Raw genomic sequence first — 17,180 nt, 5'->3', positions numbered from 1 at the left:
CCATTACTACTGGCTCGCAATCATAACACGGCCAAAACTGGCATGGGGATCAGTGGGCGTGATGGCGATAATGTTATCTAGTCTCAGTGTTTGCTGGCCCGCTTGATGTTCGACGACTAGCCATTCAGTCTTATCGGCGTGGGTCTGGGTCGTGATTGCCCGTGCTTGGCACAGACTGCCGTCCTGCAACTCAATGTCGAGGTGATAGCCGTGCATACAGGCCAGCTCAAGGTAATCGTAGTGGGCACAGGGGATCATTTTGTAGTCAGACATCATCTTTCCTCTAGTGTGAATGATTTGGATGCGATTCAAGGTCTTCTTCTCTATTAATACGATTGGTATAAGAGAGGAGAAATAATGAAACGAATCCTATTAGTGAGCATCTTGTTCTGGCCGCTGTTGCAACCCGTGTTTGCTCAGTCGTTGACGCCCTTTCAAGCGCAGAGTGCCGTGACCCGCCCTTATATTATCGAACTTTATACGTCACAGGGCTGCAGTAGTTGTCCACCCGCCGAGGCTTGGTTATCTGAGCAGTTTAATAAGACCGACCTATGGCAGAAATATTTTCCGTTAGTCTTTCATGTGACTTATTGGGATTACCTAGGATGGAAGGATATTTTTGGCCAAAGGGCTTTCAGTGAGCGCCAATATCAACATTTAAACCAAAAGCATACGCGGCAAGTGTATACACCGCAGTTTGTGATTAATGCTAAGGAGTGGCGTGGTTGGTTCTCGGGTGAGTTAGATGGGATCTTTGCTATGCCTCAACCTGAGGTGGGGATGCTTAAGTTGAGTATCGCCAACCAGCAGCTTGAGGCGAGTTTTGAGCCGCAGCCCACTTGGGCACAGGATAAAGACTTGTATCGAACACGTTTGCATTTGGCGTTGGTCGGCTCGGGTTTTACGACTGAGATAAAACGCGGCGAGAATCGCCATAGGCAATTACCCCATGATTTTGTGGTGCTGAGTTTGCAATCTTTGCCCGCGAGGAGTGTGCTTGAGCATGCCAAAGACCCTACGCTGCAGTTTACCCAATCCCTCGATGCCATTCCCGCATCAGCGTTTAGTGCGCCCCGTTTGGCTTGGGTGGCCTGGTTAACGCTAAATGAAGAACCTATACAAGCCGTGGGCGGCTGGCTTGAGGCGCCGCATGACGAAATCCAAAGTCAATAAGGGGAGGTAAATGAAGCGATTTGCCCTAACGGCAAGTTGTTAAGACATCTTTTTAACCGCTTATTTTATCGGCTAAGACTTTTAGATGAATCTCACCTATTGACTTTATTCCTGCCGCTACCTAGTCTGCTTGTTCAGTAATCAAGGTGGTATGCGATGGAAATAAAATACGATTTAAAACCTGCGTCCGAACGCCGTACTGAGCAATTCAAGCCCGAAGGAAATGTGGGCTTCGGTAGCCTCAGAACCGATCATATGTTTTTAATGGATTATCGCGATGGTGAATGGCGCGATCCACGTATTGTGCCCTACGGTCCGTTTGAAATGGCGCCGGGTGCGATGGCCCTGCATTATGGTCAGTCAATCTTCGAAGGCGCCAAGGCCTTTATGCATGAAGATGGCGAAATTTACACTTTCCGTATCAACAAAAACGCCGAGCGTATGAATCGTTCCGCGGATATTGTCTGTATTCCTAATATCGATGAGCAGATGCAAATCGATGCGATCAACGCCTTGATCGACGTAGACCGTCTCTGGTTCCCGATGCAAGAAGGTGCCTGTTTATACATTCGCCCCTTTATTTTTGCGACCGAAGACCGTCTGTCTGTGAGTCCAAGTACGCGCTACACATTCTGCGTGGTGTTAAGCCCAAGTGGTGCTTACTATGCGGCGGGTGTGAATAAAGGTATTCGTCTGCTGATCAGCAAGACTTACCATCGCGCCGTATCGGGTGGTACTGGCGCCTCTAAAGCGGCGGGTAACTATGCTGCCTCATTGCGTGCCGGTAAGGCTGCCGCGCAGTTTGGTGCATCACAGGTGCTGTATTTAGATGCGAACAACCAACAGATTGAAGAAGCGGGCGCCATGAACCACTTCCACATTCTGAAAGATGGCACAGTGATCATCCCAACCTTCACCGATACCATCTTAAAATCCATTACCTCGCAATCCATTATGGAGTTGGGTGAGTTACTCGGCTGCGAAGTGCGCCAAGAGACTGTTATGCTGGATAAGTTTATCGCCGATATCGAATCTGGTGAGATTATCGAAGCGGGTGGTTTTGGTACAGCTGCCGTGGTATCTGCTGTCGGTTCCTATATTTTTGAAGATGGCCGAGTGGTGACCGTGGGCAACGGTGAAGTGGGTGAGCATATTCAACGCATCTACAAGTTGTACACCGATATCCAGAAAGGCCATATCCAAGGCCCGGATGGCTGGGTGAAACGTGTTGAGCGTGTCGCACCTTAATCATTAAATGATTCAATGAAATAAGGCTCCTTTAGGGAGCCTTATTTTTTTATCTGATTTTATTTTATCCGTTGTTGCAACAGCGCTAAGCAATCCTGAGCACTGAGTGGCTTACTCAGCAGGAAGCCCTGTACCTGATCGCAGCCTTGTAGCGCCAAGAAGTTCAGCTGCTCTTGGGTTTCTACCCCTTCCGCCACCACATTTAACTCTAGGCTGTGGGCGAGGGCGATAATCGCGCTGGTAATGGCTGCATCGTCGGGGTCGTTGGTAATGTCGCGCACAAACTCACGGTCGATTTTTAAGGTGTCGATAGGGAAACGTTTAAGATAACTCAAGCTAGAGTAACCAGTACCAAAATCATCCACGGCGATGGTTAATCCTAGTGCCTTGAGTTTAGAGAGGATATTAACCGACTCCTGCGGATTACCCATGATCATCGACTCGGTTAATTCCAGCTCGAGCGCCTTGGCGGGTAAACCTGATACCGCGAGAGCCACTTCGATGGTCGAGATAATATCGGCCTTCAACTGCCTTGCCGAAAGGTTCACCGCCATGCTGATATCGCCAAAACCTAGCTCATTCCACTCAGCGAGTTGCTGGCAAGCGTGGTTGATCACCCAATGGCCAATTTGGTTAATGATGCCGGTTTCCTCCGCCAGCGGAATAAACTCGGCGGGCGAGATTGGGCCTAGTTCGGCATGATGCCAGCGCAGCAACGCCTCAAGCCCTGTGAGTGAGCCATTGCGTAAACAAAACTTGGGCTGATACACCAAGCTTAACTCATTGCGTGAGATGGCCTGTTTAAGCCCTGCCTCAAGTTGCACATGGCGCGTTGCCATCTCATTGAGTTTATTGGTATAAAACTGAAAGTTATTTCGCCCGAGCGCCTTGGCGTGGTACATGGCGGTGTCGGCAAACTTAATCAGTGAATCCACATCTTCCGCATCGTTGGGATACAGGCTGATACCAATCGAGGTTGAGATAGTCAGGGACTTATCATCGAGTAAGAAGGGCGCCTGAAAGGCTTTGAGCACTTTCTCTGAGATCAGCGTCGCCGCCTTGGTTTTCGCCACACCTTCCAAAATAATGGTAAATTCATCGCCGCCTAAACGGGCCACCGTATCCCCTTCGCGAACAGCATTTTGCAGCCTGTGGGCCACGGCTTTGAGCAGCAGATCGCCAATATGGTGCCCCATGGAGTCATTGATATGCTTAAAGCGGTCGAGGTCTAAAAACAGCAGGGCGACGATATTATTCGATCTATGGGCTTGAGATATAGCGTGGTTGAGCCTGTCCTGGAACAAGGTACGATTCGGCAGCCCTGTCAGAGTATCGAAGCTGGCGAGGAAGCGAAGATCCTCTTCGGCCTTTTTACGCTCTGTAATATCGGTAAACACCGCCACAAAGTGACTGGTTTCCCCTTTCACATCGATAACTTGGTTGATCTCAAGCCATACTAGAATCGCCTTGCGTGCCTTGTTGCGGATCCAAATTTCACCCGCCCAATGTTTATGGCGCAGCAGTTGCTGCTCAATGCCATTGAAGAGGTCTCGCTGTTGTCGGCTGTAGGCTAAGTGAATTAAATACTTATCGCTGATTTGCCGCTCCGAATATCCGGTAATGGCGCTAAAGGCGGGGTTTACCGAACGGATACGATAGTCCAAACCTGCCACCACAACGGCCTCGTTCATGCTGTTAAGCACTTGAGAAGAGAGCACTAGCTCATTTTCGATCAACTTACGCGAAGTGATATTACGGGTGGTGCCCGTCATACGCACGGGTCTGGCCAGCTCATTGGTTTCGACTACTTTGCCGCGCTCAAGGATCCACAGCCAGTTACCCGGTGAATGCTCGATGCGATATTCCATTTCAAAAAATGGTGTGCGCCCCTGTAGATGGTCGGTCAAGACTTGTTTAAACCGCTCCCTATCCTCAGGGTGGGCATTGTCGTGCAACAGTGTGTCGCTACTCCACTGGGAAACCGGAATATCCGTATGGGTACGATAGACCTGCTGTTCTTGGATATTCCAATCCCACATGCCATCGCCCGAAGCCCAGAGTGCCAATTTTAGCCGCTCTTCGGAGGCGCGGATGCTGGTCTCAAACTCTTGTTGTTGGTTACGTTTTTGCTTACGCCACCGATAGATAATGACCAATAAGGCTAATGCCAGTAACCCATAAAGCACATAGGCAAATTGAGTGCGGTAGAAGGGGGCGTTTACACTTAAATCGACCAACAACGCATAATTACCTTCGTTGTTGTACTCCAAGGAATGTCGCACATGCAGTACATAATGGCCTGGTTCGATATTGGTAAAAGTGATTTCATTCCCCGTGGGTAAATCGTGCCATTGGTTATCGAAACCCTCGAGGTAGTAGCTAAAACGGTTTTTGCCTGTGTAGCTAAAATCCAGCGAGGTGACCTCAAAGCTGACCAATTGATCGGTGTAGTTCATCACGATTTGCGGCGGGTGGCTAAGATCGAGGATGGTGTGTTTTTCACCGGCAATCTTATAGGCGGTGAGTGCGACTCGGGCTTCGCCCCGTTTGTCGGGCAATGCTTTAGGATTAAAGCGATTGATTCCGTTAATGCCGCCAAACCAGAGGTCGCCATCTTGATCTTTGAGTTTCACGCCACCGTTAAATTCGAGCGCCTGCAGGCCTTCTTGCTCGTTAAAATTGATGACTTTGCCACTGACGGGATTTAACTTGCCGATACCCGCATTACTGCTAAACCAAATATGATGATCGGCATCCTCCAGCAGGGCGTAAATGGTGTCGCTGGGCAGACCTTGCTCACGGGTATAATCCTTAAATATCGGAGTGTCGGCTTGTGCCGATAAGCGGCTCATACCGCCATGGGTCGCAAACCAGATGTCGCCATTACTGGCGACTAAAATGTCTCTAATACGGTTGTTGATAATACTATTTTTGTCATGGGGGTCGTGGTAAAACGCTTCCCCTTTCCCCGTTTGCATATCCAGTTTAACTAAACCATTGAGTGAGCCAATCCACAGTGTGGTGTTATCCACTCTTAGGGTGAGCAGAATATTTTGCTCGGGGTGAAAGTTATCAATATTGGTGATGGAGACGGGCGTAAACTCATCATTCTCTGAGGCTTTTCGATACAGGGCATGGGTAGTCGCAACCCACAGCCTGTTGTGGTCATCTAGCGCTAAACTACGGATATGGTTAGCTTCTGTGGAGGTATCTTGATTATCGGAAACCTTTAACAGACTAAAGTCACCGCTAGAACTTAGGCGGCCCAGCCCATAGTTACTGGCAAACCAGAGCGTGCCTTGCTGGTCTTGAACAATGGAGCGCACGGTCAGGTTTAAGTTTTGCGTCTTTAGGCCTAAGGCGTTGGCAAAAAAGGAAGTGTAATGCTCGTACTGAGTGTGATTGAAGGCGAGCCGCTTGAGTCCTGCGCCTTCGGTCCCTATCCATAGAGCGTTATCTTGGCTGCGGTAAATGGAGCGAATATTATTACTTTGCAGGGGAAATTCTGTTGAGTATTCAGATAAATGCTGAAAATACTGCCGACGGGTATTGATCTTATTCAGCCCCGAATAACTCGCGCCAATCCATAGGTTGCCAAACGGGTCCTCTAACAGACAAAGCATATTGTTTTCGCTGATGCTCGTGGGGCGCTTGGTATCGTACTTATGGTAGGCCGCGACGAAATGTTCACCTTCACGATCTAGCTGGATCAAACCCGCCTCAGGTCCCACTACCCAAAACTGCCCTTGGGGTGTTTGGATAAAGTCTTTGATGTAAGGGACATTATGCTCTGTTTGCCAGAGTACTTGTCCCTGCTGTGATACCAGATCATAGTGCCAGAGCTGATTGCCAAGGGCCAAGGTAATGGCGCGGGTCGAATTCGCCTTGATCTGATAGGCGACCACATCCTGAGGTACATTGAGTCGGGTGATGGTATTGGCCGTTACGGCAAAGGTGCCACTGGCCTTAGTGCCCGCCAGCAAATAGGTGTTATCCACATTGGCTAAGCTGGTGATTTGGGGTTCGATACTCGTCCCTAATGACACTTGGGTAATTCTGTTGGTACGGGTGGAGAGCGAAAATAATCCGCCCTGCGTACCAATCCACAGCGTATTGCCGACAATGTTGAGTTTAGTGACTCTAGGGTCAGTCAGGCCTTGCTCGACACCGAAGCGTTCAAAGGTGCCGGTTTTTAAATCTAAACGGTTGATCCCTTGGCTAAAAGTGCCAACCCAAATATAGCCATGTGCATCTTGAATAATGTCTGATACATAGCTTTCGGAAATGCTCTTAGGATCGTTTGGCGAGTGGATAAAGAGGTTGAAATTGTAACCGTTGTAGCTGTGTAATCCATCCTGAGTACCAATCCAGAGCATGCCTGCGCTGTCCATAAACAGGCTGGTAATGGTATTTTGATTTAAGCCTTCTTCGCTGCGGATATGTTCAAATTTCAGCTGTGTGTTAGCCGCATTTAAGGGTAATGCCAAGCCTGTTAGCGGCGATCCAGATAAGCCAAGAAGACAGAGCGCGGCGAAGAAAAGTTTAAGGATTGGATGGCTCAAAGTTACCCCTATCAAAACCCATTAACCCAAAACTGGGCGGTATAGTGCATTTACCTTGGGGATGCCGCGTATAGTGCAACAAAGACGCGAGCTCAGCTAAATATCAAATGAATAATCAGTATATTCACGGATTTACAGGACGCAAAATGCGGCTTGTGATTATCTTGCTATCGAGGGGGAGTTTAGCAGTTTTTACCGAATGCCAACATATTGGGATTTGCCTAATAACGAAATAAAAAAAGACCTTGCCGGAAGGGGGAGAAGCAAGGTCTTTGGTTGAACGCTTTTCTTGGCTTAAGCCGCCGGTACGCGAACAAAGCCTTCCATTAGTACGCGGGCGCTGCGGCTCATAATGGCTTTGACGACAGTCCATTCGCCATTTGTTTGCATGGCCTGAGCGCCGACGCGAAGGGTGCCTGAAGGGTGGCCAAAACGTACCGCTTCCTTCTCACCACCGCCTGCTGCGAGATTGACTAAAGTGCCGGGAATCGCCGCCGCTGTACCAATCGCCACGGCGGCTGTGCCCATCATCGCATGGTGCAATTTGCCCATGGAGAGGGCGCGTACCAGCAGATCGATCTCCTCTGCCGCGACGGCTTTTCCACTGGATGACACATAGTTTTTCGGCTTAGCAACAAAGGCCACCTTAGGGGTATGTTGGCGTGATGCGGCTTCATCAATATGCTTGATAAGTCCCATACGCACCGCGCCATGCGCACGAATGGTTTCAAACTTCGCTAGAGCGGCATTATCGCTGTTGATATCGTCCTGCAGCTCAGTGCCCGTGTAACCTAAATCCTCGGCATTGATGAATATGGTCGGAATTCCCGCGTTAATCATGGTCGCATTAAAGCTGCCAACACCAGGCACTTCTAACACATCCACTAAGTTACCCGTGGGGAACATGCTGCCACCATCGCCGTCTTCGTCAGCGGCGGGGTTCATAAATTCGATTTGCACTTCGGCGGCGGGGAAGGTCACACCATCCAGCTCAAAATCACCAGTCTCTTGCACCATGCCATCGGTAATCGGCACGTGGGCAATAATGGTTTTGCCAATATTGGCCTGCCAAATACGCACTGTGCAGACGCCGTTTTGTGGGATGCGCGTAGCGTCAATCAGCCCATTACTGATAGCAAAAGCGCCCACGGCGGCGGTTAAGTTACCGCAGTTACCGCTCCAATCGACAAAGGGTTTGTCGATAGATACTTGGCCGAACAGATAGTCGACATCGTGGTCGGCTTGGCTGCTTTTCGACAGGATAACGGTTTTACTGGTGCTTGAGGTGGCGCCGCCCATGCCATCAATTTGCTTGCCATAGGGGTCGGGGCTGCCAATCACGCGCAGCAGCAGGGCATCTCGAGCTGGGCCGGGTACTTGGGCTGCTTCGGGTAAGTCCTGTAAACGGAAAAACACCCCTTTACTGGTGCCGCCGCGCATATAGGTGGCGGCAACTTTAATTTGGGGCGGAAACGGATTCTTGCTCATGCTATTAACTCCAAGGGGAATAGCGATTCGTTAAACGCTTGCGTCAGTCGTAAAGGCGGCGTCTTTGTCTCGAGTCGCCGCCCCTTGTGCGAGTGTTACTTGTTTTGCGAGAGTTATTTGTTTGCGAAAGCTACTTCAAGTTCGACTCTAAAAAGTCCTGCGCAAAACGCTGCAACACGCCGCCTGCAGAATAGATAGACACTTCTTCAGCGGTATCTAAACGGCAAGTTACTGGCACTTCGACGCGCTCGCCGTTTTTACGGCTAATCACGACAGTGAGATCCGCTCTTGGCGCGATTTCACCATAAACGTCAAACACTTCGGTACCATCTATGCCATAGGTAGCGCGATTCTCGCCAGCCTTAAACTCCAGCGGTAATACACCCATGCCGACTAGGTTAGTGCGGTGAATACGCTCGAAGCCTTCGGCGACAATGGCCTCAACGCCCGCTAAGCGCACGCCCTTGGCCGCCCAGTCACGGGATGAACCCTGACCATAGTCTGCGCCAGCGATAATGATCAGCGGTTGTTTGCGATCCATATAGGTTTCAATGGCTTCCCACATACGGGTCACTTTGCCTTCTGGCTCGATACGCGCCAGTGAGCCTTGTTTCACCTTGCCATCGACAACCGCCATCTCGTTTTTGAGTTTGGGATTAGCGAAGGTGGCACGTTGGGCCGTTAGATGGTCGCCCCTGTGGGTCGCGTAGGAGTTAAAGTCTTCCTCTGGCAGACCCATCTTGTGCAGGTATTCACCCGCCGCGCTGTCCATCATAATCGCGTTCGAGGGTGATAAATGGTCGGTGGTGATGTTGTCACCCAGTACGGCCAATGGGCGCATGCCCTTGAGGGTGCGTTCACCCGCTAATGCGCCTTCCCAGTAAGGAGGACGGCGGATATAGGTCGATTGTGGGCGCCAGTCGTACAGTGGGCTGACCTTATCGCCATAGTCGACGCTCAGGTCGAACATCGGCTCGTAGACCTTACGGAACTGCTCTGGCTTCACGCTTGCTGCAATCACGGCATCGATTTCGGCATCCGTTGGCCAAATATCGATTAAGCGCACTGGGTTGCCGTCTTTATCGTGGCCTAACACATCCTTCTCGATATCGAAGCGAATGGTACCTGCGATCGCATAGGCCACCACTAACGGTGGCGATGCGAGGAAAGCTTGTTTGGCGTAGGGGTGAATACGGCCGTCGAAGTTACGGTTACCGGATAATACGGCGGTGGCGTAAAGATCGCGGTCGATCACTTCCTGCTGAATAACCGGGTCGAGTGCGCCGCTCATACCGTTACAGGTGGTGCAGGCAAAACCGACAATACCAAAGCCTAATGACTCCAGCTCTGGCAGCAAGTTGGCTTCTTCTAAATACAGTTGTACCGCCTTAGAGCCGGGGGCGAGTGAGGTTTTCACCCAAGATTTACGGCTTAAGCCTTTAGCATTGGCGTTACGTGCCAGCAGACCCGCCGCAATTACGTTGCGTGGGTTACTGGTGTTGGTACAGCTTGTAATCGCCGCAATAATCACGGCGCCATCTGGCATTAAGCCTGGCTCGTTTTCAACTACGCCACTGATGCCGCGCGCGGCCAGTTCTGAAGTCGGAACGCGAGCATGGGGATTCGATGGGCCAGCAATGGTACGCACTACCGATGACAGATCAAAATGCAGGGTACGTGGGTACTCGGCCTGCTTGAGATCATCGCTCCACAAACCTGTAGTCTTGGCATAGGTTTCAACCAGCTTCACTTGCTCATCGCTACGACCCGTCAGGGTTAAGTAGTCTAGCGTCTGTTGGTCGATATAGAACATGGCGGCGGTGGCGCCAAATTCTGGCGTCATGTTAGAGATAGTCGCGCGATCGCCAAGTGTTAGAGCCTCTGCGCCTTCGCCGAAGAACTCAAGGTAAGAAGAAACCACTTTTTCCTTACGCAGGAATTCGGTCAGGGCTAATACGATATCGGTGGCGGTAATGCCTGGCTGAGGCTTGCCAGTGAGTTCAACGCCGATAATGTCGGGCAGACGCATATAAGAGGCGCGACCTAACATCACGCTTTCTGCTTCAAGTCCACCCACACCTATGGCGATAACGCCCAGCGCATCTACGTGTGGTGTGTGACTGTCGGTGCCCACTAAGGTATCTGGGAAGGCAACGCCATCGCGCGCATGCACCACAGGTGACATACGCTCTAGGTTAATCTGGTGCATGATGCCGTTACCCTGTGGGATAACATCAATGTTTTTAAAGGCTTTTTGCGTCCAGTTGATAAAGTGGAATCTGTCTTCGTTGCGTCTGTCTTCGATGGCGCGGTTTTTCGCAAAGGCGTCCTTATCGAAGCCGCCGTATTCCACCGCCAGCGAGTGGTCGACAATTAGCTGAGTTGGCACAACGGGGTTCACCTTCGCTGGATCGCCACCCTTAGCGGCAATCGCATCACGCAGACCCGCAAGATCAACCAGCGCGGTTTGGCCCAAAATATCGTGGCACACTACGCGGGCAGGAAACCATGGGAAATCCAGTTCCTGTTTAGATTCAATAATTTGTTTTAGTGAGGCGGTTAGCGCCTCTGGCTCGCAGCGACGCACTAAGTTTTCCGCTAACACACGCGAGGTGTAGGGTAGTTTAGCGTAGGCGCCGGGGCTGATGGCTTCAACGGCTTCACGGGTATCGAAATAGTCGAGTGCTGTGCCTGGTAAGGGCTTGCGATAGAGGCGATTCATAGCTGTGGTCATAGTGGTAATGTCCGTACCTATTTGTACTTCGGTGGCCGCTATCGCAGCCACATAGGGTAAATTCGGCTCTTTTATTAAGGCGTTAGACCTAAAGAGCTCATGCGGAACTGACGCTTAGCGCCAGTTCCTGTTGTGTTATTAACGCTCTGCAATCGGCACGACTTTACGTAGCGCTACACCCACATAGTCGGCACTTGGACGAATAATGCGGTTGTTTGAACGCTGCTCCATCACGTGCGCCGTCCAGCCTGTTACCCGTGAACAAACGAAGATCGGGGTAAACAGCTTGGTTGGAATGCCCATGAAGTGGTAAGCACTGGCGTGGAAGAAGTCGGCGTTACAGAAGAGTTTTTTCTGTTCCCACATTAGGGCTTCACAGGCGACCGATACGCGGTAGAGGCGATCATCGCCGTAATCGGCGGCCAGTTTTTCAGACCATTCTTTGATGATGGCGTTACGTGGGTCTGACTCACGGTAGATGGCGTGACCAAAGCCCATGATCTTCTCTTTACGCTCGAGTTTACCCATGAGCACATCGCGGGCATCGGCTTCGTCTTTCATGTCTTGGATCAGTTCCATCGCCGCTTCGTTAGCGCCGCCGTGTAGCGGACCACGCAGTGAGCCGATAGCACCAGTGACGCAGGAATGCATGTCCGACAGGGTCGATGCACACACACGGGCGGTAAAGGTTGAAGCGTTAAACTCATGCTCTGCATACAGAATTAACGATACGTCCATTACCTTAGCGTGCAGCGCCGATGGGGCTTTGCCGTGCAGCAGGTGCAGGAAGTGAGCACCGATTTGCTCATCATTGGTTTCGGTTTCGATGCGTACACCATCGTGGCTAAAGCGATACCAGTAGCAGATGATCGATGGGAAGGCCGCCAGTAAACGATCGGCAATTTGGCTTTGCTCGCTAAAGCTGTGCTCGGCTTCGAGGTTACCCAGCATAGAGCAACCGGTACGCATGACATCCATTGGATGGGCGTCGGCAGGGATACGCTCTAATACTTCTTTTAATGCCTGTGGCAGGCCGCGCATGCCCTTGAGTTTGGTCTTGTATGCTTCGAGTTGTGCTGTGGTTGGCAGCTCACCGTAGAGGATGAGGTGGGCGACTTCTTCGAAGGTGGCGTTTTCGGCCAAGTCCTTCACATCGTAACCACGGTAGGTCAGGCCGCTGCCCGATACACCTACGGTACTTAATGCGGTCTCACCCGCGCTCTGGCCACGTAATCCTGCACCACTTAATTTTTTTGCGTCTGACATAATTCTTCCCTTCCGTTAACGCTATGGTTATTGCAGACCGGCTCAATATTGGCCGTCTCGCTTTTTGGTTAAAGCTGCATAATGTTGGCGAAATACTCGTTTCGGCCTTATGTAGGGTTGCAGCGTGTCGGTGATGTGTGAGCCGTTATTTGAGGTCACGGCTCGCGCATCTGGGTATCAGTAACAACGCGAAGCCTAAGCTTCTACTGACGTCCATGGTCTGTACTTATCTTTTACTTATCTTGGCTAAACAATTGATCTAACTTGTCTTCAAAGGCGTGGTAGCCCAAGTACTTATACAGATCCGCACGGGTCTGCATAGTGTCTAAGACATTGCGTTGATGGCCATCATTCATCAGCGCTTGCATCACTTTCAGTGCAGCTTGGTTAGCGGCGCGGAAAGTGCCGAGTGGGTAAAGCACCATGTCGGCGCCCGCTTCGGCAAGTTCTTCTTTGTTGAACAATTGGGTTTGGCCAAATTCGGTCATGTTCGCCAGAATTGGTGCGTTAACCTGCGCCTTGAAGTGACGGTATTGGTCGAGCTCAGTTAAGGCTTCGGCGAAAATCATATCGGCACCCGCGGCGATATAGGCTTTTGCACGTTCGATACCCGCTTCTAAACCTTCTACGGCAACCGCATCGGTACGCGCCATGATCACAAAGTTAGGATCGGTACGGGCATCGACGGCGGCCTTGATACGGTCAACCATTTCCTCTGTGCTGACGACCGCTTTGTTGGGTCTGTGGCCACAACGCTTTTGTGACACTTGGTCTTCCATGTGCACCGCGGCAACACCTGCTTTTTCAAATTCTTTAATGGTGCGGGCGATGTTGAAAGCGCCGCCCCAACCTGTGTCGATATCGACCAGCAGTGGCAGTTGGGTTGCAGAGGTGATACGACCGGCATCGATCAGCACGTCGTTCATCGAGGTCATGCCTAAATCCGGTAAACCGTAGGAGGCGTTCGCTACGCCTGCGCCCGACAGATACAGGGCCTGGAAACCCGTTTGCTCCGCCATCAGGGCGAAATAGGCATTGGTGGTGCCGACGATTTGCAGCGGTTTTGAGTTAGCAAGAGCTTGGCGAAAACGTAATCCTGCGCTTTGGGTCATGGTCTTGTCCTTATCCTATTTAGGGTACTGAGTGTTCAGCATTGGATGCTTATGGGCCGCAACGCCTTAGTTAATATTGGCTAAGGTTTCTTTCGCGGCGGCGTTAGCTTGTAATTCAATCAAGCGTAATTCGGTATTTTTACGGCCTTGCTCAATATGGCGACGCATCAACAGACTGGCGAGTTCACCATCACGCTGGGCGATGGCCTCGACGATACGTCTGTGTTCGGCAATGGCTTTTACTGGGCGGTTCTTATTGGTGCATTGATAGCGATACATCCGCAGCAGGTGGTAAAGCCCACCAATTAAGGTTTCTTGCAGATGCTTATTGCCGCTGGCTTGGATGATTTGGTAATGGAAGTCGACATCGCCTTCCTCTTGGAAATAGGTATCGCCATTGGCCAGCGCGGTTTCTTGCACGGCGAGCAGGTCTTGCAACTTCGCCAGCTGTTCTGGGGTAATGCGGCTGGCGGCGAGTTCGCAGGCCATGCCTTCGAGCACGCTACGTAATTGATATAAATCGTTTAACTCGCTCACTGTGAGTTGAGCTACTCGGGCTCCTACATGGGGCGCGCGGACAACGAGACGTTGTCTTTCCAAGGTTTGTAGCGCTTCACGGGTCGGGCCGCGGCTGATGCCATATTTTTCGGCGAGAGCTTGCTCGTTGATCTTACTACCCGCAGGCAGTTCGCCCTTGATGATGCTGGTTTGTATTTGCACCAAAATTTGATCGGCTAAGGTGGTCGACGATTTTTCGCTGGCGAGGGATTTCACCTTATTCGTTGGGCTCGTCGCGGCATGGGCCACTGAGCTTGGGGTGTCATCTGTTGGGAATATGGTCTCTTGCTTCAACATACTGCGCATCACTCGTTGATTGCTGGATTGTCGACAATGGGTAAAAAATAGTCCCGCTAATGATTATTGTCAACAATATGTTTACTTAGACGTAAGTCTATATTTCTGGTTTTTACTATATTAAATGTTGTATTTGTTGGTTATTTTTGTTTTTAGTTGATTTTGATAATTTTATCTTCTCTATTTTGTAATTAATAATTGTCGACAATTTTAGTGTTGAGTGATGTCTGAAGCTCCGTTCAAGCACAGCTTTTACCCCATTGCGACTTATTGAGTACAATGCTAAGGAGGTATGGGGCGGCACTCACAGAGTTAAGGCTCTTGGGGTTTAGGCATTAGGGGGACAGGATGGAGAAAATCCTCATTAGCAGTTGTTTGCTCGGGCAGGCGGTACGTTATGACGGTGGCCATAATTTGCTGCAAAACGAGTGGATGCAGCGATGGCAGCGAGAAGATCGTATAGTGGCGTTTTGTCCCGAATGCGCGGGCGGATTAGCTACACCAAGGCCTGCTGCCGAGCGTGTCGGCGAGGTAGTGCTAACGGCGCAGGGTGAAGATGTAACAGCAGCTTTTAGGTTGGGGGCGCAAAAGGCGCTTGCTCTGGCTCAGGATCAAGGTATTAAAATTGCGATTTTAAAGGCGCGCAGTCCTTCCTGTGGCAATCAACATATTTATGATGGCACTTTCAGTAAACGTTTAATCGCAGGGCAGGGAATGACGGCGGAATTACTGCAGGCGGCGGGTGTGAGTGTGTTTAATGAAACGGAATTAGCGCAAGCGGCAACAAGGCTGGCGCTGCTTGAGGCGGAATCAGCGGGCTAGGTAAGCCTAACCCGCTATCGACTCACTTTACGTTAGTGAAGCTGAGTGTGGGTGCTGGTGGCGCTGTCCGTCAGCTGTCGATGTTGCAGTAACAGCGAATCGATTTGCTCGTCCTTCTCGACCCAAATTTGGTTTAACCAACGCTGAAACTCGACGCGGTATTCGGATTCGGCAAAGTAGCGAGTCGCATCGACTTGGGGAACAGGTAAGGCGCGAACTCGCACCACAATCTTACGCACTTTGCCGTTCATCACGCCGAATAACACATCATCCGGTGCATCGGGATACACTAAGGTCACATCCAACAGATTGGTAAATTGCTCACCCATGGCCGACAGGGTAAAGGCAATACCGCCCGCCTTAGGACGCAGTAAATGGCGGTAAGGTGAATCCTGACGCTGGCGTTTGTCTTCGGTAAAACGGCTGCCCTCAACATAGTTGATGATCGAGGTGGGCATATTTTTAAATTTCTCACAGGCGCGGCGAGTGGTCGCTAAATCCTTACCCTTAAGCTTTGGATTTTTCTTGAGTTTTGCCGGGCTGGTTCTGTCCATAAAGGGCATGTCGAGCGCCCAGCAACCTAGGCCCATAATAGGCACATAGATCAGCTCTTTCTTAAGGAAGAACTTCAGCATAGGGATATGGTTACGCAGTAGGTAGGTCTGCGCGGCAATATCAAAGCCACTGAGGTGGTTACTGATTAACAAGTACCAGCCGTTTTTATCCAATCCTTCGAGGCCTTGGATGTCCCACTCAATTTTGGCAATCAAATATAAAATGCCACCATTGCAGCTCGCCCATGCCCACATAAAACGGTTCATCAGTGCGGTCACTGCGTTGCGTGCACTTTGAGCTGGCATCAGCATTTTCACTAAACCACCGAGGCAAACCAAGGTTCCCCAAAGGGCGGTGTTAATGATCAGCAGGCTCAGACTGAGAATAAACAGCACTGGGCCGGGAAGGAAATTCAACATAGAGGTTTTACCTTACTTCTTGGTCCGCTTGGCCAGCCAGTTGGCTGATCACTTGATCTTTTGCGAGCCAAATGTCGTTCAATTGTTCTTGGAAGCTAATTTTGAAATCACGGTCATTCATGTAGTCGCCACGCATGCCTGGCGCAATATCGGTCACTTTAATGTGTACTTTAACCTTTGGCAGCTTACCTGTCAGGTAGTCCCAAAAGCTCGGGACAGGGCCAGGGTAGTATATTGCGACATCCACTAACTTGTGGATCTGTTCTCCCATCGCAGATAGCGCGAAGGCCATGCCACCCGCTTTAGGTTTTAATAGATGTTGGAACTGTGAGTTTTGTTTTTTATGTTTGGCCTTAGTAAAACGCGTGCCTTCGACAAAGTTCATCACACTCACGGGTTTAGTTTTAAATTTCGCGCAGGCTTTACGTGTAATTTCAATATCTTTGCCCTTGAGCTTCGGATTTTTCTTCAGCTGTGCCGTGCTATAGCGGCGCATAAAGGGAAAGTCCAATGCCCACCACGCCAGTCCTAATACTGGTACATAAAGCAGTTCCTGTTTGAGGAAGAACTTCAGGAAGGGAATGCGGCGGTTAAACACCCGTTGCAGGATTAAAATATCTACCCAGGACTGATGGTTAGCAATCACCATATACCATTCTTTGGTCGAGAACTGGGTGTCACCCGTGAGTTCGACGTCGACTGGGTGCAGCACACGTTCAATCACGCCATTGACGCTGATCCAGGCGCTCGCGCAAAAGTCGAGAAAGTAGCTGATGGCCGTTCTCAATGGAGGCACAGGGATAAGCTTTATCAGGCTACCTAGCACTATGGGTATAACCCAAAACAAGGTGTTCACCACATAACCTAAGAAGGCAATGCAGCCTTTTAATTGTGAAAACAGCGTCCCCATTAGTGCCTCCTGATAAAATTGGAGGCCTATGTTACT

12 protein-coding genes are annotated in these 17,180 nt (G+C 50.5%); 3 read left to right on the top strand and 9 right to left on the bottom strand.

Going from position 1 to position 17,180, the window contains the following annotated elements; genetic code table 11:
* Window positions 1–6 precede the first annotated feature (6 nt).
* Window positions 7–273 (bottom strand): Rho-binding antiterminator, encoded by a 267-nt coding sequence (locus CBX96_RS14850; RefSeq protein ID WP_181382214.1) that lies wholly within the window; start codon window positions 271–273, stop codon window positions 7–9.
* Window positions 274–357: 84 nt separating this feature from the next.
* Between CBX96_RS14850 and CBX96_RS14845 the strand changes: the two genes are divergently transcribed.
* Window positions 358–1,173: a DUF1223 domain-containing protein gene (locus CBX96_RS14845; RefSeq protein ID WP_109287229.1), complete on the top strand. Its 816-nt coding sequence runs from the start codon at window positions 358–360 to the stop codon at window positions 1,171–1,173.
* A 156-nt stretch (window positions 1,174–1,329) separates the two neighbouring features.
* Window positions 1,330–2,421: a branched-chain amino acid aminotransferase gene (locus tag CBX96_RS14840; RefSeq protein ID WP_011624359.1), complete on the top strand. Its 1,092-nt coding sequence runs from the start codon at window positions 1,330–1,332 to the stop codon at window positions 2,419–2,421.
* A gap of 59 nt (window positions 2,422–2,480) precedes the next feature.
* On the opposite strand, the gene CBX96_RS14835 is transcribed toward CBX96_RS14840, so the two are convergent.
* The 6 genes from CBX96_RS14835 to CBX96_RS14810 form a co-directional block, all read right to left on the bottom strand.
* A complete protein-coding gene (locus CBX96_RS14835) occupies window positions 2,481–6,998 on the bottom strand; it encodes an EAL domain-containing protein (RefSeq protein WP_109287228.1) in 4,518 nt (1,505 codons plus the stop codon).
* A 279-nt stretch (window positions 6,999–7,277) separates the two neighbouring features.
* Entirely contained in the window at window positions 7,278–8,471 is a 1,194-nt protein-coding gene (prpF, locus tag CBX96_RS14830) for a 2-methylaconitate cis-trans isomerase PrpF (protein ID WP_109287227.1), read from the bottom strand.
* Window positions 8,472–8,601: 130 nt separating this feature from the next.
* Window positions 8,602–11,205: a Fe/S-dependent 2-methylisocitrate dehydratase AcnD gene (acnD, locus tag CBX96_RS14825; RefSeq protein ID WP_109287272.1), complete on the bottom strand. Its 2,604-nt coding sequence runs from the start codon at window positions 11,203–11,205 to the stop codon at window positions 8,602–8,604.
* Window positions 11,206–11,343: 138 nt separating this feature from the next.
* Window positions 11,344–12,471 (bottom strand): 2-methylcitrate synthase, encoded by a 1,128-nt coding sequence (gene prpC / locus CBX96_RS14820; protein WP_011624355.1) that lies wholly within the window; start codon window positions 12,469–12,471, stop codon window positions 11,344–11,346.
* Between the two features lie 233 nt (window positions 12,472–12,704).
* Window positions 12,705–13,583, bottom strand: coding sequence for a methylisocitrate lyase (gene prpB / locus CBX96_RS14815; protein ID WP_011624869.1), 879 nt, complete (start codon window positions 13,581–13,583; stop codon window positions 12,705–12,707).
* A 66-nt stretch (window positions 13,584–13,649) separates the two neighbouring features.
* Window positions 13,650–14,438 carry a GntR family transcriptional regulator gene (locus CBX96_RS14810; protein ID WP_109287226.1) on the bottom strand — a complete coding sequence of 263 codons (789 nt, stop codon included), beginning with the start codon at window positions 14,436–14,438 and terminating at the stop codon, window positions 13,650–13,652.
* Between the two features lie 348 nt (window positions 14,439–14,786).
* On the opposite strand from CBX96_RS14810, the gene CBX96_RS14805 reads away from it, so the two are divergent.
* A complete protein-coding gene (locus tag CBX96_RS14805) occupies window positions 14,787–15,260 on the top strand; it encodes a DUF523 domain-containing protein (RefSeq protein WP_109287225.1) in 474 nt (157 codons plus the stop codon).
* A gap of 32 nt (window positions 15,261–15,292) precedes the next feature.
* Here the strand turns inward: CBX96_RS14805 and CBX96_RS14800 are convergent, their stop codons facing one another.
* The gene (locus CBX96_RS14800) at window positions 15,293–16,234 is read right to left on the bottom strand and encodes an acyltransferase (RefSeq protein WP_109287224.1); all 942 of its coding nucleotides are present in this window, start codon (window positions 16,232–16,234) and stop codon (window positions 15,293–15,295) included.
* A 7-nt stretch (window positions 16,235–16,241) separates the two neighbouring features.
* Window positions 16,242–17,144 (bottom strand): acyltransferase, encoded by a 903-nt coding sequence (locus CBX96_RS14795; RefSeq protein WP_109287223.1) that lies wholly within the window; start codon window positions 17,142–17,144, stop codon window positions 16,242–16,244.
* Window positions 17,145–17,180 lie beyond the last annotated feature (36 nt).

Source organism: Shewanella sp. BC20, assembly GCF_003129585.1.
Classification (GTDB): domain Bacteria; phylum Pseudomonadota; class Gammaproteobacteria; order Enterobacterales; family Shewanellaceae; genus Shewanella; species Shewanella seohaensis.
The sequence above is the reverse complement of the archived record's forward strand: the minus strand, read 5'-3'. Positions and strand labels throughout refer to the sequence as shown.